This window comes from Brevundimonas sp., assembly GCF_027487935.1.
Classification (GTDB): domain Bacteria; phylum Pseudomonadota; class Alphaproteobacteria; order Caulobacterales; family Caulobacteraceae; genus Brevundimonas.
In genome coordinates, this window is the sequence record NZ_JAIYCP010000016.1 from 1 (window position 1) to 20,307 (window position 20,307).

The window sequence follows — 20,307 nt, forward strand, 5'->3', positions numbered from 1 at the left end:
CCGCAAGGACCCCCGAAGTATCCATCCCCCGGGCTTCATCGCTCGACCACAGCCCGCCGACATCGGGGCGCTGGATCCGACGCCCTCCCCACCGACGGGATGGGCAGGAGTCTGGCATGGGGCTCAGCGCGGATGGTTTGTGACGCTGTGTTTTTTGAAAGGTTCGTTAAATCAGAGTGTTGGGCGGGCGGAATATGCTGACAATCGGCGGATTGTGAGCAGTCCGTGTCTCCTCCCTGTTCGCGCAGCGAATGGGGAGGGGGACCATGCGAAGCATGGTGGAGGGGTAGAAAGGAGCGTGCGGTCGGCGCCCCTCCACCCTCCTTCGCCTCTGCGATGGGGAGGAGACGCGAGATCTTATCCCGCCAGGCGGATCAGCTCATCCGCCAGATCGGCGGTCAGATAGCCGTCGGCCAGTCGGCCGTTGGCGATCTGCCAGCGGCGGAGGGCGGCGCGGGTGTTGGCGCCGACGACGCCGTCGACACCCTGGGTATCAAAGCCGAGCCGGGTCAGGGCGGCCTGGGCCCCGATGCGCTGATCGCGGGACAGGGGGGCGTCATCGGGCCAGGTGGCGACGAGGCCGGGACGGCCGGCGATGCCGTCGGCGGTCAGGCCGATGGCGAGGGCGTAGCTGACCGAGTTGTTGTAGCGGCGGATCACAAAATGGTTGGGCAGGGCCAGGAAGGCGGGGCCGCGCGCGCCCTGGGGCAGAAGGATGACGGCCTCTTCGAGGGCCTCGGCGGCGTTGGGGGCACCGTCCCGCGCGAGGGTGACGCCGCGCCGGGACCATTCCCGCCAGGTGTGGCGCGGCCCCTCGGCCTCCGCATAGTTGAAGCCGGCGGGGAGGATGACCTCATAGCCCCAGGTCTGGCCGGGCTTCCAGCCGGCGCGGGCCAGCAGATTGGCGGCCGAGGCGAGGGCGTCCGCGTCCGAGCCCCAGATGTCGACCTTGCCGTCGCCGCTCTGGTCGACCCCGAGGCGCAGATAGGCGTCGGGCATGAACTGGGTCTGGCCCATGGCCCCCGCCCAGCTGCCTTTCAGCCCGGCCCGGTCGCGACGGCCGTCGACGACGATGTCGAGGGCATTCTTGAGCTCGCCCTCGGCCCAGTCACGGCGACGGCCGTCCCAGGCGAGGGTGGCCAGCGAGCGGATGACGTCATAGTCGCCCTGGACGGCCCCGAAGGCGCTCTCATTGCCCCAGATCGAGACGAGGATTTCGGTCGGGACGCCGAACCGCTGAACCACCTCCCACGGCACACGATCGGTGCGGGCGCGGCCCTGGGCGATGCGGGTGGCCGAGGCGGCGGACTGGACATAGGCGCCGGCGGGGCGGCTGAATTCAGGCTGGTTGCGGTCGAGGCGGATGACCGAGGCGTCGGGCGTCAGGCCGGCCAGTTCGCGCTCGTAGTCCGCGCGGCGGGCACCGCCGTGGCGGGTCAGGAAGCCCTGTTTCCAGCCATCGAAGCCGGCCTGGTCGACCACCACGGGGGCGGGGGGCGCAGGGACCGGTGACGGCGCGGGCGCTGGCGTGCCCGGGGCGGCCGGAGCCGGTGCTTCGACCGTCGGAATGACCGGCAGCATCTCCGGCACAATGGGGGCGCAGGCGGCGACCGAGGCGATGAGGATGAGTCGAAGGCTGATACGCATGGCGATAGCTGTAGAGTCCCCTGGAGCCGAACCCTCATAACAAGTGCGCGAGGGCTGTATGGTCTGTTGCAATCGTCGGGCCAGGGCGAGGCCGCCGGATCAGGCCGCGGCGGGGTGTGTCGTTTGGGGTGCGCGTCAGGGATGAAAATCGCGCGGGGAGGGATTCAGCCCACCGTGATTTCCCCGTTCTGCGTCATTAACCCTCTGTTTTGTTGCGGGTCTTCGTGGTCGCGGCGCAGGTTCCCGGCAGCTCTGAGACCCGATACGGCCTGGTGGCGGAGGGGCGACGCGACGGCGGTGCAACGCCGTAGACCCTCCGTTCAACTCGGAGGCCAGGCCTCCATCTCTTATATTGGTGCGCTAACGCTCGCGACGCGGTCGCTCGCTGCTTGAGCGTCCGCTCACCAACCATAGTCGACCTCTCGCCAAGCCCGCCTTGCAGACCCCGTCCGTCCGCGGTTGACGATTCCGGGAAGCCTCTCTATACGCACCGCTCCGCCGCAGGTTCGTCCCGCGGCTTTTCTGTTTTGCTTTGCCCCAGGACGACGACCATGAAGGTCCGTAGCTCGCTCAAGTCGCTGAAGACCCGCCACCGCGACTGCAAGGTCGTGCGCCGCAAGGGCGTCGTCTATGTGATCAACAAGACCGACCCGCGCTTCAAGGCGAAGCAGGGCTGATCTGGCGCTGACGCGGGCGTTCCCGCCTTCGCGGGAATGACGATCGGTCGCCCGCTGATTGAGCGTGGAAAAGTTTCAGGGCTGCGGACTTGTCCGCAGCCTTTTTCGCGTCTGCGCAGACCAGTCGTTGAGTCGCGCGAACCGACGTGGTTAGCGTCCCCCATCATCCTGCCCGGACGGCCTTCGGCCTGTCTGAGGGCGTGACCTTTTCCGGAGTTCTCCCTTGGCCGACGACGCTTCCTTCGATTCCTCGCCCGACGTCCTCAACTCGGCGGCCCAGGGCCGGCTGCGCACCATCATCGAGCGCATCGAGCGGCTGGAAGAGGACAAGGCCGCCGTCATGGCCGACATGAAGGAGGTCTTCGCCGAGGCCAAAGGCGAGGGCTATGACGTGAAAATCCTGCGCAAGGTCATCCGCATCCGCAAACAGGACAAGGCCAAGCGTCAGGAGGAGGATGCGATCCTCGACCTGTATCTGTCGGCGCTCGGGGAGATCTGATTTTGAGGGCTTAGGGCTTGGGGCTTGGGGCTTGGGGCTTAGGGCTTAGGGCTTAGGGCTTAGAGATGAGCAGGCAAGGCGCTCGATGTTTCTGCCGCGCTCAAGCAGCGGACCAGCCAATCCCTAATCCCCAAGCCCTAAGCCCTAAGCCCTAAGCCCCAATCCCTCCCTTGAAGCGAAAACCGCCCCCCAGTCCCTTCGAAGCCCAGCGCAAGGCGGCCCAGCGGGCGGCGCTGAATGCCCTGAGACGCGCCCGCCGCTCGGCCGAGAAGGCGGGCGTTTCGCTGTCTGACTGGGAGGGGGAGTTCATCGAGTCGGTCAGCGAGCGGGTCAAGACCCACGGCCGCGCCTTCGGCGACCCTGAAAAGGGCGCGCCGGGGCAGGCCCTGTCGGCCCTGCAGGGCCGCAAGCTCAAGGAAATCACCGCCAAGGCCAAGGGCGAGGCGCCGAAGGGGCGGTGGGGGAGGAAGGAGAGGGATTAGGGATTGGGGCTTAGGGCTTGGGGCTTAGGTATGAGCAGGCAAGGCGCTCGATTTGTCTGTCGCGCACAGGCAGCGGACCACCTAATCCCTAATCCCTAATCCCTAATCCCCAAGCCCCAAGCCCCAAGCCCTAGAGCAGGATCTTCCGGAACGTCAGGCTGACCAGCCGGCCCTGGGGGTCGAGGTAGTCGGGCTGGTAGTTGAGCGGGGTGCCGCCGCTGCTGGCCGTGACCTCGGGACGTGTGTCGAACAGGTTCTGGACCCCGAAGCTGACCCGCCCGCCCTTGAGCCAGGGGAATTTCGCCACCCAGGAGGCCTGGGAGTTGAGGTCGATGAAGACGTTCAGATTGACCGTGGCCTGATCCGAGAAATTCAGATCCGGGCCGGTGCCGCCGTCGACACGGGTGCCCTCGCGCCAGTTGGCGTTGACGAAGGCCCCCATGCCGTTGCGGAAGACACCGCCCTGGGCCTGGATCTCGTTGCGGGGGCTACCGCCGCGCGAACCGGTGGCGGCGCCGTCCAGCAGGTCGAGGACAGGCAGGCCGGTGGCGATGACGATCTCATCCTGCAGGCGGACGGTGTGATAGAGCGACAGGTTGAAACGGCCCTGGCCGGGCCGCATGCCGCCCATGGCGCTCATGGCCCCCATGAAGCCGCCGCCGCCGCCGCCGCCGCCTGGGCCGCCCTGGCCCATGCGGATCGGTCCGCCGCCGCCGCCGCCACCGGGGATGCCGGCCGGGCGCGCGCTGCCGGGCGTGCCGGGCAGGGGCGTCGCCGCGGGGCTGGCGGCCCCGAAGGCGCGCGAATAGTTGAAGCCGGTGCGGATATCCTGACGCTCGAACCGCTCGAAATTCAGCGGCCGGGCGTCGAAGGCGATGAGGACGCCGCCGCTGCGGACGAAGCGGCCGGGCAGGGCGGCCTCGAGGTCCGGGGTCAGGGTCGGGAATGCGGCGATGGCGTCTTCCGTGAGGCTGCGGGTCCAGGTCGACTGGATGCGGAAGTCGGTCTCGGTCCAGGGCTTGAAGTTGAAGCCGGCCTTCCAGACCTGACGGTTGTCCGAGTTCAGGTTCTGGTTGCCGCCGTCGATGCGGGTGACCAGCACCGTCTGGTTGGTCCGGAAGTCGAACACCGGGACGTTGGGGGTCGAGATGATCGGGTCATTCAGCTGGGAGATCGTCGGGGCGCCGTTCTCGTCGGTGTAGCTGACGTTCAGGGACAGGGCCTCGATCGGGGACCAGTTGATGCCGAAGCCGAGGGTGGTCAGGCCGCCGAAGTCCGACAGTTCCTCATAGCCGACGTTGAAATTGGCCGACAGGTCGCCGATCGCGGTCAGGACGTCCTGGCGGCGGCTGGCGATGGGGATGTTGAAACTGGCCTGGCTGTTGAAGCGGTCGCGCGACTGGGAGCGGTCGAGGGTCAGGCCCGAGCGGATGCTGGTGGAATCCAGCGAGCGGGTATCGGCCCCGAACCTGAAGGTCGAGGAGATGCCGCCGGCAGGCAGGTCGAACACGTCGCCGGTCAGCACCAGCTCGGTCGACAGCACCTGGGAGACAGAGTTGGCGGTGTCGTCGGCGAAGCGGGTGAAGTCGGAGGGGGAGAGGGGGCCGTAGGGGTTGGCCGTCGGGTCATTGGCGTTCAGACGGGTCTGGAACGGCACATTGACGGCGTCATAGCCGCGGCCGGTGACGGTGTCGGTTTCGACGCGGTCATAGTTGCCGGACAGGGTCCAGCGCCAGTCATCGCCGAGGAAGCCGTCGACGACCAGGCCGAGGCTGCCGGTCAGGCTGTCGGTCTGGCGGTCGAGGGCCGCGGGGGTGTCGAGATAGCGGAAGACCTGCACACTGCCGGGGCCGGGCGGCGAGAAGGGGTTGGAGTCGGGCACGGTGAGCCTGAACCCGGGCAGGCCGTTGAAGCTCTGGCTGGAACGGTCCTCGAGACTGCCGCTGAGGGTCGCCTGGGTGGTGTTGTTGAGATCGCGCTTGAAGGTGCCGCGCGCGGTGGTGCGCTCGCTCTCGGCCAGAAGGGTGCGATAGGCGCCGCCCGAAATGCCCGCGACCGTATCATTGGGGCTGGAGACCGTATCGCGGACGATGTCGCGCTCGGACTCAAACAGCGGGGTGGAGCGCTCGTGTTCGGCGTCCACTGACCAGCGGGTCGGGCCCGAGATGTGGAGGCGGTTGCCCTCGATCTCGATGGTGGTGCGGCCGCCCTGGACCGGGAGACGCCCGGCGAGCTCGGTGGTGGTCGAACGGAAGTCGGACCTGAGCACGAAATTGACGACGCGCTGGTCGGCGGCATAGCCGTATTCGAGCGCGACCTCCTCGGGCAGGATGTCGACCCGCTCGATGGCTTCCGGCGGCACGCCCTGGATTTCCCGGAAGCCGGAGATGCGGCGGCCATTGACCAGGAACACCGGCGGGCCGTCGGCCCGACCGCGCGAGCTGCGGGTCAGGGGCTCCAGATAGGTCAGCAGTTCGGCGATGTTCGAGGCCCCGTAGGCTGCGATCTGCTCTGCGCTCAGGGTGACATCGGGCGGGATGTCGGAGCTGGCGCTGCCCCGCGGGCGGGCACCTGTGGTCACGACGGAATCGAGTTCGAAGGTCGGCGCACCCGCTGCGGGCACCGGAGCCTGGGTCGCGGGAGTCTGGGTCGCCGGGGCCTGCGGCGGCTGAACGGGCGGCGGCGCGGTCTGGATCAGACCGGCCATCAGGCCGGACAGGGCGGTCGTGACAAACAGCATGTGGACGAATCCCGGGGAGAAACCAGCCCTGAAACGTGCGCACCCCGAAAGTCCGTCGCCTTTCAGCGAGGAAGCCAAGGGTTGGGCCCAGGACGAACCAATCCCTTTCTTTGGCACCGGGTTCGTCCGTGGCCAATGAACTTTTGGTCACAATCGGGTTGCCGACCCCGATATTCGGCACCGCCTGCCCTCGCCGTGTCAGCCTGCGGGGAGGTTACCGACCCCGGAGCCGATCGGCCCGGTGGCGATATGCCTCAGCCCGCTTCCTTGAGGATGCCCTCGAGCCCCTGTTCGCGAACCTTGCGGTAGAGGGTCGAGCGGCCGATGCCGAGACGCCGGGCGATCTCTGACATGTGGCCGGCATAGACCTCGATGGCGTGCAGGATCAGGTCCCGCTCGATCTCCTCCAGGGTGCGCAGATGGCCACGCTCGTCGAGGATGCGGATCGGGGTGTCGGGCAGGGGCGGAAGGTCGAGAACCGAGCCCGCGGCCGGCACCCCCGCCGTCTCGTCGCTGTCGCGACGTTCCACCTCCCCCGCGGGGGGGGAGGAGACGCCCGAGATGGCGGGGAAGTCGTGCGGTTGCAGGAAGGGCGCGTCGGCCAGGACGATGGCGCGATAGACGGTGTTTTCGAGCTGGCGGACGTTGCCGGGCCAGTCGAAGGCGGTGAGCAGGGCCAGGGTCTCGCCTGAACAGCCGGCGACGCGCTTGCCTTCCTCGACATTGAAGCGGGCGATGAAGTGGTCGATCAGGGCAGGGATGTCCTCGCGACGCTCGCGCAGGGACGGAGCCTCGATCGGGAAGACGTTGAGTCGATAGAACAAATCCTCGCGGAAGGCACCGGCGCGGACCTGCTGGGCCGGGTCGCGGTTGGTGGCCGAGACGATGCGGACATCAACCTTGACCGCGCGTTTGGAGCCGACCGGGTCGACCTCGCCCTCCTGCAGGGCGCGCAGCAGTTTGACCTGCATGTCCAGCGGCAGTTCGCCGATCTCGTCGAGGAACAGGGTGCCGCCGTTGGCTTCCTGGAATTTGCCCAGGTGTTTGTCGTGGGCGCCGGTAAAGGCCCCCTTTTCATGGCCGAACAGGATCGACTCGATCAGGTTGGCGGGCAGGGCGCCGCAGTTGACGGCCACGAAGGGCTTGCCACCGCGGTCCGAGGCCCCGTGCAGGGCGCGGGCGATGACTTCCTTGCCGACGCCGCTTTCGCCGGTGATCAGGACCGGGATGGAGGATTTGGCGGCGCGGGCACCCAGCGACTTGACCATCCGCATGGGTGGGCTGGTGCCGACCAGATCGTCGAAGGAGGTGCGGCCGGAGACGTGTTTCTTGAGCCGGCCGACCTCGGCGGTCAGCCGGGTCAGTTGCAGGGCGTTGGAGACACCGACCAGCAGGCGCTCGGCCGAGACGGGTTTGACGAAGAAGTCCTGGGCCCCGGCCTGCATGGCCTTGACCACCGCATCGACGCCGCCCGAGGCGGTCAGGACGATGACGGGTGTGGTCACGCCGGCGGTACGGATCTCGGCCAGGGCCTCCATGCCGCTCATGCCGGGCATGACCATGTCGAGCAGGACGACATCGGCCCCGCCGCCCTTGGTCAGACGATCGATGGCCTCGCCGCCGGATTCGGCATGGACCACGGCATAGCCCTCACGCTCCAGCACGGCCTGCGCGAGGCGGCGCTGGGTCGGATCGTCGTCGACCACGAGAACGGTCTTGGCCATGGAACACCCTTCAACATCACGGTTAAGGCCGGTCCTCGTTGAAGCGGGACTGGCTCATTCCGGGACGTTTTAGCGGCCACAAGGTGAAGATCGGGTTGGGGGGCAGGGTGAGTGGGGGGTTAATGGGGGGGAGGGAGTAGGGCTTAGGGCTTAGGGCTTAGGGATGGGGTTTCTGTCATGGCACTCGAGCAATCCCGTTGCGTGGCCGAGAACCCCGGTTCTCCGTGGGCTGATCCCCAAGCCCCAAGCCCCAAGCCCCAAGCCCCAAGCCCCAAGTCCTAAGCCCTAAGCCCTAAGCCCTCGCGACTACCCGCCCGCAAAACTCCGGTGCGCCTGCATCATCGCGGTGATCAGGGTCTGTTCGGCTTCGGACAGATAGGGGTTCCAGATGTCGAAGATCAGGATCACCCGCATCTCGTCGGCGTCGTTCCAGGCCTCGTGGTCGATGGTGTCGTCGAAGACCCAGGCCTCGCCCATCTTCCAGTCGCGGACGGTGTTGCCGACGCGGAAGCGGGCCGGGCCGGGCAGGATCAGGGGCAGGTGGGTCAGCAGGCGGACGTTGGACGAGCCGGTATGGGCCGGGATGTGGGTGTGGGGCTGGAGTGCGGAGAAGACGGCGGTGGGGGCGAAGCCGTCCTGACGGCACATGGGCAGGGATTCGAGCAGGGCGGCGGTCCGGGGGCAGCGTTCGCAGACGGCGTCCTGACGCGTGCCGTCCTTCCAGAGCCAGAGCGAGCTCCATTTGCGGGAGTGGTTCAACTCGCCCCACTGATTGACGGGGGCACCCTTGGGGTAGGCGATATAGGGGGCGAAATCGTCCATGCCGCCGGCCAGCAGGGCCTCAAGCTCGGCCTTGATGACCGGGGTGGCGGCCTCCAGCGTCTCCAGCCAGGGGAAGAGGGCGCGGTCGTAGAAGGGGATGGCGGGCAGGCGGGGGTAGTCGAGCAGGAGCGGCTCCTGCTTCGGGGCGGTCTTGAGGCCGGCGTAGATCTCCAGCCCCTCGTCGAAGCGGTCGAGCGTGGCGGCGTCGACCGCGCCGCGCAGGGCGGCGACCTGGCTGCGCATATGATCGCGCAGGGCCTCGGCATGGCGGCGGACAACGGCGGCGGCATGGTCCAGCTGGGCCTGAAGGCCCGGGGGCAGACGGTCGCGGGGCGGGGCGATCTTGAGGGCGTTGCGATAGACGTCGGCGGCGGCGCGGGCCTGGCCGATCTGTTCCAGCATGGCCGCCTTGCCGAGCAGGGCGGTGAAATCATAGGGCTGGATGGCCAGGGCGTCGTCGAGGGCTGCCAGCGCGCCGGGCAGGTCACCGAGCATGCGCAGGGCCAGGGCCCGGTTCAGGAAGCCGTGGTGGGTCGGCCCCATCCGGTCGGCCCGATCGATCAGGTCGAGGGCGGTTTGCGGATCGCGACGCGACAGGGCCTCGCCGGCCTGCTGCAGCAGTGCATCCTGAGCGGTTCCGCCCGACTGGTTCACGCGGGGGCTCCCGGGGTCGATGTCATGAGGTCAGTGTAGCGAGCTTGCCGGGGGCGGGGTCAAGGGGCCGGACGGGTCGAACCGGTGACGGGCGTCGCGCCTTCGCAGTCGGCCATGCGGCTGGATCGGAAGCGGGCGGCCTGATGCCCCTCTGCGAAGACCAGATCCGGCCAGGCGGGCTGGACGGCTTGCAGACGTCCGGCGCGCAGGGCCTCGCGCGGGTCCGTCTGCGTCTCATAGCGGCAGCTCTGATCGAAATGGCCGATCAGGGTCCAGACGCCATCCTCCGGGACAAACACGGCGATTTCGGAATGACCGACGATCAGGATTTCCTGTGATCCGTCGCCGTTCAGGTCCCGGCGCGTCGCAAGACAGAAGTTGGCGTACTGGCAATGGTCGAGGTCGCCGCCGCGGTTGGCGGAGGCGGCGAATCCGGCGGGGAGGGGTTCGGCACCGGCCGGCCAGACCTCGATCGCCAGCGAAGGCACGGGTTCGGCCGAGCCGTCGTAGCGGTTCTCGACCTTTTGCGCAGCCTTTGCTGCGGTGGCGATGGCGGCATTGTCCGATCGGGCCAGCCGCGCCAGCGCCGCCTGTCCCGCCTTGCCGCTTTCAAAGCGCAGGAATTCGTAGTCGAATTTGTCGGGTGTCACCGCGCCGCGTTCCAGCCGGGCGACCTGATCCATGACCGAGAGCCGGGCGGGGTCCAGCGCCGGGCTGAACAGCAGGAGGATAACGGTCACGGTCAGCAGGGCGGTCCAGACGTTGGTGCGCTCCAGCGGGCGCATCCAGTCGCCCTTGCGCCAGAAGGGGCTGAGGGCGGCCCAGCCGTAGCCGGCGGCATAGGCGACGCCGACGAGGGCGCAGGCGGCGGCGATGATCCGGTCCGGGGTCAGGCCATACTGGCCGATGCGCAGCGACAGGCCGAGGACGGCGAGCACGACCAGCGGGGTGAGCAGGACTGCGGCGACGCGCACGGCGAAGCGCAGCACCAGAGGCGGCAGGTTGTCGGGGCGGCCGTCCTGATAGGCGGTGTTGATGAGGATGATCAGGGCCGCGGCGGCGGCCAGCACCAGGGAGGTGGCATTACCCGTCTCCCACAGGGCCTCAAGACCGGTGAAGGGCAGGGCGGCGAGGAAGCCGGCGGCCAGGACGGTCATGACCAGCAACAGCCATGAGAGCAGCATCAGGGCCACGGTGCGCACGCCCCGGATCAGGCCGTCGCGGACATCGGTCAGATGGACGGCGACAGCGAAGACCAGGAAGGTGACGGGGATGGCGAACCAGGTCTCGCGCAGCAGGTTCTCGAGGAAGCTCAGGCCGATGACCTTGAACAGGGCCGCACCCAGCAGGAGCAGGATCCAGAAGGCACCGGTGAAGCCGAGCGACATGGCCAGCTGGACCCCGGCCTTCCAGGTGGTGTCGAAATAGGCTGGAAAGCTCGCGATGCGGCGGCGCTCGAAATCGGCCGGAGCGACCAGGTGGTGGCTGATGAACAGGGCGGCGGCCGAGAACAGGATCACCGGCGCGGAAAGGTAGATCTGATCGTCCAGGGTATCGGCGCTCTGGCGGGCGATGTCGTGCAGGCCCAGCAGGGCGAGGGCCACGCCGGCGACGGCGGTCCAGATCGCCAGGGTGACGGGGCGCAGCCGGCCGACCCCGGCCAGCAGGACCAGCGGCAGGAAGGCGACGACCAGCAGCAGGGGGCCGAACAGCAGCGGCTCGGTCGCGGGCCAGAGCTTGATGTCGCCATCGGCGCTGCGTTGCAGCCCATAGAGGCCGAGGCCCTGCAGCAGGCCGATGCCGATCCGGATCGGGCCCAGCAGGGGCGAGGTGGTGCCGCCGAGACTGTCGCGGCCGGTCGCTTCGGTGGTCTCGGTCATGATGCGGTCCCTCAATCCCGGAGTTTGAGCCTGATCGGAGGAGTTTGGGAAGGGGGCGGGGGTTACGGGTCGATGTGCGATTGCGACGCCGGCTATCCGATGTTAAAGAATGGCTAGCCGGAGGTTGTGATGGCGTTTCATGTTCGGGACAAGACAACCGATACCCTGGTGCGCAAACTCGCCGATCAGCGGGGCGTCGGCCTGACAGAAGCCGTGCGCCAGGCCGTGTCCGCCGAGCTTGATCGCCAGGAGACAGACGCGGGTGAGCGGCTGCGTCGGATGCGCGAGATTTCCGACGAACTCGCGCGGAGGCCGCGAACCGGATTGAAGGCGGACAAGGCCTTCTTTGATGAGATTTCCGGCGATTGATGTTTATCGATGCGTCAGCCCTGTGCGCCGTTTTGCTGCGCGAGCCCGGCCATGAGGCATTCGAGGTTCTGATTGCACAGACGGATGGCTCCGTGACCTCGCCGGTCGCCGTCTGGGAAACCGTCCGGGCGATTGTTCGCGAGCAGGCCGTCGAGGTCGATGCTGCGCTGACCTATGTCGAGCGATACCTCACGGCGGCGGAGGTGCGGATCAGCGGGATTCCGGTACAAGCCCACCGGCCGGCGCTGGAGGCGTTCGAGCGCTTCGGCAAGGGACGACATCCGGCGGCGCTGAACATGGGCGACTGCTTTGCCTACGCCTGCGCCCGGAGTTTTGAGGTTCCCCTGCTGTTCAAGGGGGACGATTTCCCGCAGACGGACATCGAACCCGCCCTGACCCGTTGATTTCCACGCTCTGCCGTGTATAGAGCGCGCCTCTTCCGTCATGGCCTTGCGTCATGGCGGTCCTGTCCGAGAACTTCGGGGTTTGGGGGTCACCCAGACCGTAAATGCCAGAGAGCCCTCTGGTGCCGTGGGGAGATGGGGATGCAGACGACGCCAGACGTTCCGGTATCCGGGCGTCGGGGTTTGAGCTTCCTTCGGACATTACGACCGGCCTGAACGCTTCGCAGCGATGCGTGGCGCACTGGCCAATCCGTCGTCGGGAATAAGCCCGGCGGCGAATACAGACTGGAGACCGCAATGGACCGCGCACAAAAAGCCGAGTCGATCGAAACGCTGAAGGGCGTTTTTGCCGACGCGGGCGCCGTGGTCGTGACCCACAACCTGGGTCTGACCGTTGCGGATATGGAAGACCTGCGTGGACGCCTGCGTACTGCCGGCGGCACGTTCAAGGTGGTCAAGAACCGCCTGGCGCTGAAGGCGCTCGATGCCGCTGAAGGCAGCGATTACCACGGCCTGTTCAAGGGTCCCGTGGGCATCGCCTATGCCGATGACGCGGTGACGGCCGCCAAGATCACCGCTGAATACGCCAAGGCCAACGACAAGTTCGTGGTTCTGGGCGGCTTCATGGGTGACAAGATCCTGGATGCAGCGGGCGTGGGCGTTCTGTCCAAACTGCCTTCGCTGGACCAGATCCGCGCCTCGCTGCTCGGCCTGCTCAATGCGCCCGCGACCAAGGTTGCCGGCGTCGTGCAAGCCCCGGCGTCCCAACTGGCCCGCGTGTTCAGCGCCTATGCCACCAAGGACGCCGCGTAAGCGGACCTGCCTCTTTCATCTCTGCAAACTCTCTACTGAAACCCAATCCTCCGAAGGAAACACCCCATGGCCGATCTCGCCAAAATCGTTGAAGACCTTTCCGCCCTGACCGTGCTGGAAGCCGCCGAACTGTCCAAGCTGCTGGAAGAAAAGTGGGGCGTCAGCGCCGCTGCTCCGGTCGCCATGGCCATGCCCGCCGGCGGTGGCGGTGCCGCTCCGGCCGAAGCTGCCGAAGAGCAGACCGAGTTCACCGTTGTCCTGGTTGACGGCGGCGACAAGAAGATCAACGTCATCAAGGAAGTCCGCGGCGTCCGCGCCGACCTGGGTCTGAAGGAAGCCAAGGACCTGGTCGAAGGCGCTCCGCAGAACGTCGTCGAGAACGTCTCCAAGCAGGTTGCCGACGAAGTCGCCAAGAAGCTGACGGAAGCCGGCGCCAAGGTGCAGATCAAGTAAGAAGTAAGAGCCGTCCCTCGGGACAGTTCTGGACGGGCCGGGGAGCGATCCCCGGCCCGTTTTCCTTTGTCCGGATCAGCGCCGCCGGGCGGTCAGGATGTCGCCGAGGCGGTCGGGGGTGCCCTCGATCCGTTCGAGGCGCGGGTAGCGCAGGCCGCCACGGTAGTCGAAGGAGACGGTGCGGAAGCGGTCGCCGTTGCGGATGATCAGGGTGATCGGGGTGGTGCCGGACTTCGCCGCCGTGACGGCCTCGCGCAGGACCTCGGCGGAGGCGGCGCGGTCGTTGACGGCGACCAGGTCCCAGCCGGCGCCCAGACCGGCCTGATAGGCCAGACCGCCCCAGACAATGCCGCCGATACGATTGGTGGGGCCGCCCAGACTGAAGCCGAGGGAATACTGGAAGTCGTTGGCCCAGCCGGTCTGGACCTGTTTCTCGGCCGCGGTCAGGCTGTCGACATAGACCAGTCGGTACCCGCCGCGGGTGATGCCGTCCAGCGGGGCGCGGGCCTCGGGGCCGACGGCGTCCAGACGGGTGCGCAGGAAGCCGGCCCAGTCGTGCGGATGCACGCCGTTCAGGGCCGCGACCAGGTCGTCGAAGGTGTAGGGTTTGGGGCTCCAGACGCCGTCGTCGACGCCGAAGAAGGCCCGGGCGAAGTCGTCGAGGGATTTGCGGTTGTCGGTCGCCTCGCGGATCAGGGTGTCCGCATCCAGCCAGATCAGGGCGGCCTCGCGATAGTAGTCGCCGGTGCCGCGCATGTGCGACGGCCAGGGGTTGGAGGTGCGGTAGCCGAGGAGATTGTGGTTGGTGGTGTCCTGCAGGGCGCGCCAGTCGCGGCCGGGCTGGTTGTCGTAGAAGGCGGCGATCTCGGCCAAATTGGAGAGCATTTCCTCCTTCGTGGCGAGGCCCGAGCGGCCGGTCAGGACATCGCCCCAGTATTCGGTCTGGCCCTCATAGACCCAGAGCAGGGTGTTCTGGACCGGCTCGTTGAAATTGGGGGTCAGCTGGTCCGACGGGCGGCGGAACTTGCCGTTCCAGGAGTGGACGTATTCGTGCGGCAGCAGGGTGCGCGACCCGAAATTGCGGGTGATGCCGTCGGTGAAGAAGCCGGGAGGGGCCGTGTTCTCGGACGAGCGGTGATGCTCCAGGCCGATGCCGCCCATGCGGGAGGTCAGGCCCAGCAGGAATTCATAGCGGTCGAAATGCCGGGCTCCGAACAGGCGGTCGGCCTGGTCGACGAGCGCACCATAGGCCTCGATCCAGGCGGGGGTCGGGGCGATGTTGGCGGCGGAATCGGCGACGATGTTCAGATGGATCGGTGAGCGACCGCCCGGATCGATGTCGATGCGGCGATAGTGGGCCCCGGCGAACATCGGGCTGTCGGCCAGCATCTCGAGGCTGATCGGGGCGAAGGTGGCGCGGCCGTTCTCGAACGACACCGTGTCCATGGCCACACCGTACTGCCAGCCGGCGGGCAGCTGGATCGAGGGCTGGAAGGTGATGCGGCTGTGGGCATAGCCGGCCGGATAGAGGAGGGCCTTTTCCCACTGCAGATTGACCATTTCGGGCGTCATCACCACGCGCCAGACGGAATTGTCGGGCTGGGTCAGCCATTCGAAGGCGACCTCGATCTGGGACACGCCCGCCGGAATGGCGAGGTGGAAGGCATAGGGGTCAAGGGTGTCGCGCAGCCATTCGATCCGCTGACCGTTGGCGGTGACGGTCAGGCCGGCGAGCAGCTGGATCGGGCCGGTTGCGGCGTGGTTCCCGGGGATGAATTTCGGATAGAGCAGGGTCAGGTCGCCGGCGGTGACCGGAATGGTCTGCTGCACCCGGATGACCCGATGGTCCAGATCGGTGGCGTCGACGTGGTAGCCGATGGTGCCCGGGTAGGCGCGGTCCTGCGGCTCCGGGATGGCCGGGAGCGGCCGGGGCAGGGCCGGGGTCCCGACCTGGGCCAGGGCCGGCGCGGCCCCAAACACGAGGGCGGCGGCGCAGGCGGACAGGAGAAATCGCTTCATGGCGGGTATCCAGCGGAACGGGCAGGGGAAAGGGCGGGGATCGCGGAGGTCAGCCCCCCGGGGCCGGTGCCGGCTTCACTTCCAGCAGTTCCACGGTGAACAGCAGGGTGGAGTTGGGGGGCAGTTCGCCGCCGCCGACCCAGCGTTCGCCGTAGCCGAGCGAGGCCGGGATGACGAATTCGAACCTTTCCCCTTCACGCATCAGGGCGACGCCCTCGGTCCAGCCGCGAATGACCCGGTTCAGGGGGAATTCGGCCGGTTCGCCACGGGCCCAGGAGCCGTCGAACTCGCGGCCGTCGATAAAGGTGCCGCGATAGTGGACTCGGACCGTGTCGGTCGCGACCGGCTGACGCCCATCCGGATTTGCCGGGGTGATCCGGCGGTATTGCAGGCCGGACGCCGTCGTGGTCCAGCCCGGCCGGCTGCCGTTCCAGACCAGATAGGCGGCGTTGCCCGCGTTCCAGCCTTCCAGACTGGGCGTGCCCACAGGGGCGCGGACCTCGGAGGTCGGGGGTCCCAGTGGCTCCGGTGCAGTGGCGCAGGCGGCCAGCGACAGGGTGGCCAGGGACAGGGCGGCGGCGGTGATGAGGAGGGTGCGGGTCATGGGGTGACGCTAGCAGGCTCGGGCCACCGCCGTGAAGCCGTCACACAATCGTAAACCAACCGGGGAAAGGGCCTTTATTTCGCCGCCAAAGCGAGTATATCACGCCGCTCCGCTAACTCAGTATGAGACACGCGCGAAAGCGCCGAGGCCCGGTTTGTCGCCCTCCGACCGGTGCGAAGGCGCGCTCCTCCCCCAAGGAGCCCTGCAATTTCAGACGTCCTGGTGCCGCGAGGCCCGAGGGTGGACGTCGAAACCGATGGTCACGGGTCGCCCGGGAGGCGGAGCCGTGGCTGCTGCATTGATCGCTGCCTGCCCGGGCAGTGTATTGGGAATACAGAATGGCCAAGTCCAAAGCCGAAGTCGCCGTCGCCCACGGCCAGTTCGCACACGCTACGACCTTCACCGGCAAGAAGCGCATCCGCCACTCGTTCGGCCGCATCCCGGAAGCGGTGCAGATGCCGAACCTGATCGAGGTGCAGCGCGCCTCCTATGAGCAGTTCCTGCAGCGCGAAGTGCGCTCGGGACCGCGCAAGGATCAGGGCATCGAGGCGGTCTTCAAGTCGGTCTTCCCGATCAAGGACTTCAACGAGCGCGCCATCCTGGAATACGTGTCCTACGAGTTCGAGGACCCGAAATACGACGTCGAGGAATGCATCCAGCGCGACATGACCTATGCCGCGCCGCTTAAGGTCAAGCTGCGCCTGATCGTGTTCGAGGCGGATGAGGAGACCGGCGCGCGCTCGGTCAAGGACATCAAGGAGCAGGACGTCTACATGGGCGACATCCCGCTCATGACCGACAAGGGCACCTTCGTCGTCAACGGCACCGAGCGGGTCATCGTCTCGCAGATGCACCGTTCGCCGGGCGTCTTCTTCGACCATGACAAGGGCAAGACGCACAGCTCGGGCAAGCTGCTGTTCGCCGCCCGCGTGATCCCGTACCGCGGTTCCTGGCTGGACTTCGAGTTCGACGCCAAGGACATCGTCTATGTCCGTATCGACCGTCGCCGGAAGCTGCCGGCCTCGACCTTCCTGATGGGTCTGGGCATGGACGGCGAGGAGATCCTCAAGACCTTCTACGAGACCGTGCCCTATGAGAAGCGCGGCGACGGCTGGGTCACGCCTTACAAGGCCGAGCGCTGGAAGGGCGTGAAGCCCGAGTTCGACCTGGTCGACGCTGACACCGGTGAGATCGTCGCCGCTGCGGGCACCAAGATCAGCGCCCGTCAGGCCAAGAAGCTGGGCGACAGCGTCAAGGCCCTGTCGCTGGCCGCCGACGCCCTGCTGACCAAATACCTGGCCGCCGACGCGGTGAACTACGAGACCGGCGAAATCTACGCCGAGGCCGGCGACGAGCTGGACCAGCCGACCATCGAACTGCTGGAAAGCCACGGCTTCACCACCATCGACGTGCTGGACATCGACCATGTCACGGTCGGCGCCTACATGCGCAACACCCTGCGCATCGACAAGAACACCGGCCGCGAGGACGCGCTCTTCGACGTCTATCGCGTGATGCGCCCGGGTGAGCCGCCGACCCCGGAAGCCGCCGAAGCCATGTTCAACTCGCTGTTCTTCGACAGCGAGCGCTATGATCTGTCGGCCGTCGGCCGGGTGAAGATGAACATGCGTCTGGAAACCCCGGACGTGTCGGATGAAATCCGCGTACTGCGCAAGGACGACGTCCTGCGCGTGCTGCAGATCCTCGTCGGCCTGAAGGACGGCCATGGCGAGATCGACGACATCGACAACCTGGGCAACCGCCGGGTCCGTTCGGTCGGTGAGCTGCTGGAGAACCAGTACCGCGTCGGCCTGCTGCGGATGGAGCGCGCCATCAAGGAGCGTATGTCCTCGGTCGATATCGACACGGTGATGCCGCACGACCTGATCAACGCCAAGCCGGCCGCGGCGGCCGTGCGCGAGTTCTTCGGTTCGTCGCAGCTGTCGCAGTTCATGGACCAGACCAATCCGCTGTCCGAGATCACCCACAAGCGTCGCCTTTCGGCGCTTGGCCCTGGCGGTCTGACGCGTGAGCGCGCCGGCTTCGAAGTCCGCGACGTGCACCCGACCCACTACGGCCGGATCTGCCCGATCGAGACGCCGGAAGGCCCGAACATCGGCCTGATCAACTCGCTGGCCACCCACGCCCGGGTGAACAAATACGGCTTCATCGAGAGCCCCTACCGGCGCGTGAAGGACGGCAAGGCCACGGACGATGTGGTCTACATCTCGGCCATGGAAGAGGCGAAATACACGATCGCCCAGGCCAATATCGAGCTCAAGGACGGCATGATCGTCGAGGAGCTGGTCCCGGGCCGGATCAACGGCGACTCCCAGCTGCTGATCCGCGCCGATGTGGACATGATGGACGTGTCGCCGAAACAGGTCGTTTCGGTCGCCGCCGCCCTGATCCCCTTCCTCGAAAACGACGACGCCAACCGGGCCCTGATGGGCGCGAACATGCAGCGTCAGGCCGTGCCGCTGGTGCAGTCGGACGCGCCGCTGGTCGGCACCGGCATGGAAGCGGTCGTGGCCGTGGACTCCGGCGCCGTCGTGGTCGCCAAGCGTGACGGTGTCGTCGAACAGATCGACGGTACCCGTATCGTGGTCCGCGCCACCAACGAGGCCGACGCCGGCCGTTCGGGCGTCGACATCTACCGCCTGTCCAAATTCCAGCGTTCCAACCAGTCGACCTGCATCAACCAGCGCCCGATCGTGCGCGTGGGCGATGAGGTGAAGGTCGGCGACGTGATCGCCGACGGCCCGTCGACGGACCTCGGCGAGCTGGCCCTGGGCCGGAACGCGCTGGTCGCCTTCATGCCCTGGAACGGCTACAACTTCGAGGACTCGATCCTCATCTCCGAGCGTATCGTGCGCGACGACGTCTTCACCTCGATCCACATCGAGGAGTTCGAGGTCATGGCCCGCGACACCAAGCTGGGGCCGGAAGAGATCACCCGCGACATCCCGAACGTCGGCGAGGAAGCCCTGCGCAACCTCGACGAGGCCGGCATCGTGGCGATCGGCGCCGAGGTCCAGCCGGGCGACATCCTGTGCGGCAAGGTCACGCCGAAGGGTGAGAGCCCGATGACGCCGGAAGAGAAACTGCTGCGCGCCATCTTCGGCGAAAAGGCTTCGGACGTCCGCGACACCAGCCTGCGCCTGCCGCCCGGCGTCGCCGGCACCATCGTCGACGTGCGCGTGTTCAACCGCCACGGCGTCGACAAGGACGAGCGGGCCATCGCCATCGAGCGTTCGGAAATCGAGCGCCTCGGCAAGGATCGCGACGACGAGCTCAAGATCCTGGAGCGCAACGTCTATGGCCGCCTGAAGCCGCTGATCCTCGGCAAGACCGCCACCTCGGGTCCGAAGGGCCTGGGCCGTGGTGTGGTCACCGAAGACAAGCTGGGCGAGCTTTCGCGCGGCCTGTGGTGGCAGATCGCCCTCGACGACGAGAAGGCGATGGGCGAGCTCGAGGCCATGAAGAAGCAGTTCGAGGACGCCCGCAAGGCGCTCGACCGCCGCTTCGAGGACAAGGTCGAGAAGCTGCAGCGCGGCGACGAACTGCCCCCCGGCGTGATGAAGATGGTCAAGGTCTTCGTGGCCGTGAAGCGCAAGCTTCAGCCCGGCGACAAGATGGCCGGCCGTCACGGCAACAAGGGCGTCATCTCCAAGATCCTGCCGATCGAGGACATGCCGCACCTGGAAGACGGCACCTCGGTGGACGTCGTTCTGAACCCGCTGGGCGTGCCCTCGCGCATGAACATCGGCCAGATCTTCGAAACCCACCTGGGCTGGGCCGCCGCCGGTCTCGGCAAGCAGATCCAGGGTCTTCTGGAAGCCTGGCAACAGGGCGGACAGAAGAAGGCCCTGGTCGATCACCTGACCAGCATCTACGGCCCGGACACCCCGCTTCCCGACACGGAAGAGGACCTGATCGAGCTGGCGAAGAACCTGTCCAAGGGTGTGCCCTTCGCCACCCCGGTGTTCGACGGTGCCCACATCGAGGACATCGAGGAACTGCTGGAGAAGGCGGGTCTCGACCGCACCGGCCAGTCGATCGTCTATGACGGCCAGACCGGCGAGCAGTTCAAGCGTCCGGTTACGGTCGGCTACATCTACATGCTGAAGCTGCACCACCTGGTCGACGACAAGATCCACGCCCGTTCGATCGGGCCGTACTCGCTCGTCACCCAGCAACCGCTGGGCGGCAAGGCGCAGTTCGGCGGACAGCGCTTCGGCGAGATGGAGGTCTGGGCGCTGGAAGCCTACGGCGCGGCCTACACCCTGCAGGAAATGCTGACGGTGAAGTCCGACGACGTGGCCGGCCGGACCAAGGTCTATGAGGCCATCGTCCGCGGCGACGACAGCTTCGAGGCGGGCATTCCCGAGAGCTTCAACGTGCTCGTCAAGGAAATGCGCTCGCTGGGTCTGAACGTGGAGCTGGAGAACAGCTGATTGGAAAAGTGATTAGTGGTTAGTGGCTAGTGATTGCAGCTTTGCTGATGAATCACGGACCCA

At 67.0% G+C, this 20,307-nt stretch carries 15 protein-coding genes; 8 read left to right on the forward strand and 7 right to left on the reverse strand.

All coding sequences use genetic code 11. The annotated features are described in order from the left end of the window. Positions 1-357: 357 nt before the first annotated feature. Entirely contained in the window at positions 358-1,647 is a 1,290-nt protein-coding gene (locus Q0053_RS06560; RefSeq protein WP_298097699.1) for a lytic murein transglycosylase, read from the reverse strand. Between the two features lie 551 nt (positions 1,648-2,198). Between Q0053_RS06560 and ykgO the strand changes: the two genes are divergently transcribed. The 3 genes from ykgO to Q0053_RS06575 all read left to right on the forward strand — a co-directional run bounded on the left by ykgO (position 2,199) and on the right by Q0053_RS06575 (position 3,305). Continuing rightward, entirely contained in the window at positions 2,199-2,324 is a 126-nt protein-coding gene (gene ykgO / locus Q0053_RS06565; protein WP_055832286.1) for a type B 50S ribosomal protein L36, read from the forward strand. 223 nt (positions 2,325-2,547) lie between these two features. Continuing rightward, complete coding sequence (locus Q0053_RS06570; protein WP_298097702.1) at positions 2,548-2,823, forward strand: DUF2312 domain-containing protein; 276 nt, start codon at positions 2,548-2,550, stop codon at positions 2,821-2,823. A gap of 170 nt (positions 2,824-2,993) precedes the next feature. Continuing rightward, positions 2,994-3,305, forward strand: coding sequence for a hypothetical protein (locus Q0053_RS06575; RefSeq protein ID WP_298097705.1), 312 nt, complete (start codon positions 2,994-2,996; stop codon positions 3,303-3,305). A 130-nt stretch (positions 3,306-3,435) separates the two neighbouring features. Here the strand turns inward: Q0053_RS06575 and Q0053_RS06580 are convergent, their stop codons facing one another. The 4 genes from Q0053_RS06580 to Q0053_RS06595 form a co-directional block, all read right to left on the reverse strand. Beyond that, positions 3,436-6,045, reverse strand: a complete 2,610-nt coding sequence (locus tag Q0053_RS06580) for a TonB-dependent receptor (protein WP_298097708.1) — start codon at positions 6,043-6,045, stop codon at positions 3,436-3,438. Between the two features lie 254 nt (positions 6,046-6,299). Then, positions 6,300-7,769 (reverse strand): sigma-54 dependent transcriptional regulator, encoded by a 1,470-nt coding sequence (locus tag Q0053_RS06585; protein ID WP_298097711.1) that lies wholly within the window; start codon positions 7,767-7,769, stop codon positions 6,300-6,302. 306 nt (positions 7,770-8,075) lie between these two features. Further along, complete coding sequence (locus Q0053_RS06590; protein WP_298097713.1) at positions 8,076-9,245, reverse strand: aspartyl/asparaginyl beta-hydroxylase domain-containing protein; 1,170 nt, start codon at positions 9,243-9,245, stop codon at positions 8,076-8,078. A gap of 59 nt (positions 9,246-9,304) precedes the next feature. Next, the gene (locus tag Q0053_RS06595) at positions 9,305-11,125 is read right to left on the reverse strand and encodes a DUF4153 domain-containing protein (protein WP_298097715.1); all 1,821 of its coding nucleotides are present in this window, start codon (positions 11,123-11,125) and stop codon (positions 9,305-9,307) included. 129 nt (positions 11,126-11,254) lie between these two features. Here Q0053_RS06595 and Q0053_RS06600 point away from each other — a divergent pair, with 129 nt between their 5' ends. From Q0053_RS06600 to rplL, 4 genes are all read left to right on the forward strand, one after another. Further along, positions 11,255-11,494, forward strand: coding sequence for a type II toxin-antitoxin system VapB family antitoxin (locus Q0053_RS06600; protein ID WP_298097717.1), 240 nt, complete (start codon positions 11,255-11,257; stop codon positions 11,492-11,494). Beyond that, positions 11,494-11,898, forward strand: coding sequence for a type II toxin-antitoxin system VapC family toxin (locus Q0053_RS06605; protein WP_298097743.1), 405 nt, complete (start codon positions 11,494-11,496; stop codon positions 11,896-11,898). Before Q0053_RS06600 ends, Q0053_RS06605 begins: the two co-directional genes overlap by 1 nt. Before the next feature lie 297 nt (positions 11,899-12,195). Then, a complete protein-coding gene (rplJ, locus tag Q0053_RS06610) occupies positions 12,196-12,711 on the forward strand; it encodes a 50S ribosomal protein L10 (protein ID WP_298097720.1) in 516 nt (171 codons plus the stop codon). 66 nt (positions 12,712-12,777) lie between these two features. Then, on the forward strand, positions 12,778-13,164 hold the full coding sequence (rplL, locus tag Q0053_RS06615; RefSeq protein ID WP_298097723.1) for a 50S ribosomal protein L7/L12: 387 nt from the start codon (positions 12,778-12,780) through the stop codon (positions 13,162-13,164). 75 nt (positions 13,165-13,239) lie between these two features. On the opposite strand, the gene Q0053_RS06620 is transcribed toward rplL, so the two are convergent. Both Q0053_RS06620 and Q0053_RS06625 read right to left on the reverse strand, forming a co-directional pair. Further along, the gene (locus tag Q0053_RS06620; protein ID WP_298097726.1) at positions 13,240-15,183 is read right to left on the reverse strand and encodes a peptidase M61; all 1,944 of its coding nucleotides are present in this window, start codon (positions 15,181-15,183) and stop codon (positions 13,240-13,242) included. Between the two features lie 49 nt (positions 15,184-15,232). Further along, positions 15,233-15,787 carry an FKBP-type peptidyl-prolyl cis-trans isomerase gene (locus Q0053_RS06625; protein WP_298097729.1) on the reverse strand — a complete coding sequence of 185 codons (555 nt, stop codon included), beginning with the start codon at positions 15,785-15,787 and terminating at the stop codon, positions 15,233-15,235. Positions 15,788-16,125: 338 nt separating this feature from the next. On the opposite strand from Q0053_RS06625, the gene rpoB reads away from it, so the two are divergent. Then, positions 16,126-20,244, forward strand: a complete 4,119-nt coding sequence (gene rpoB, locus Q0053_RS06630) for a DNA-directed RNA polymerase subunit beta (protein ID WP_298097732.1) — start codon at positions 16,126-16,128, stop codon at positions 20,242-20,244. Positions 20,245-20,307: the final 63 nt, after the last annotated feature.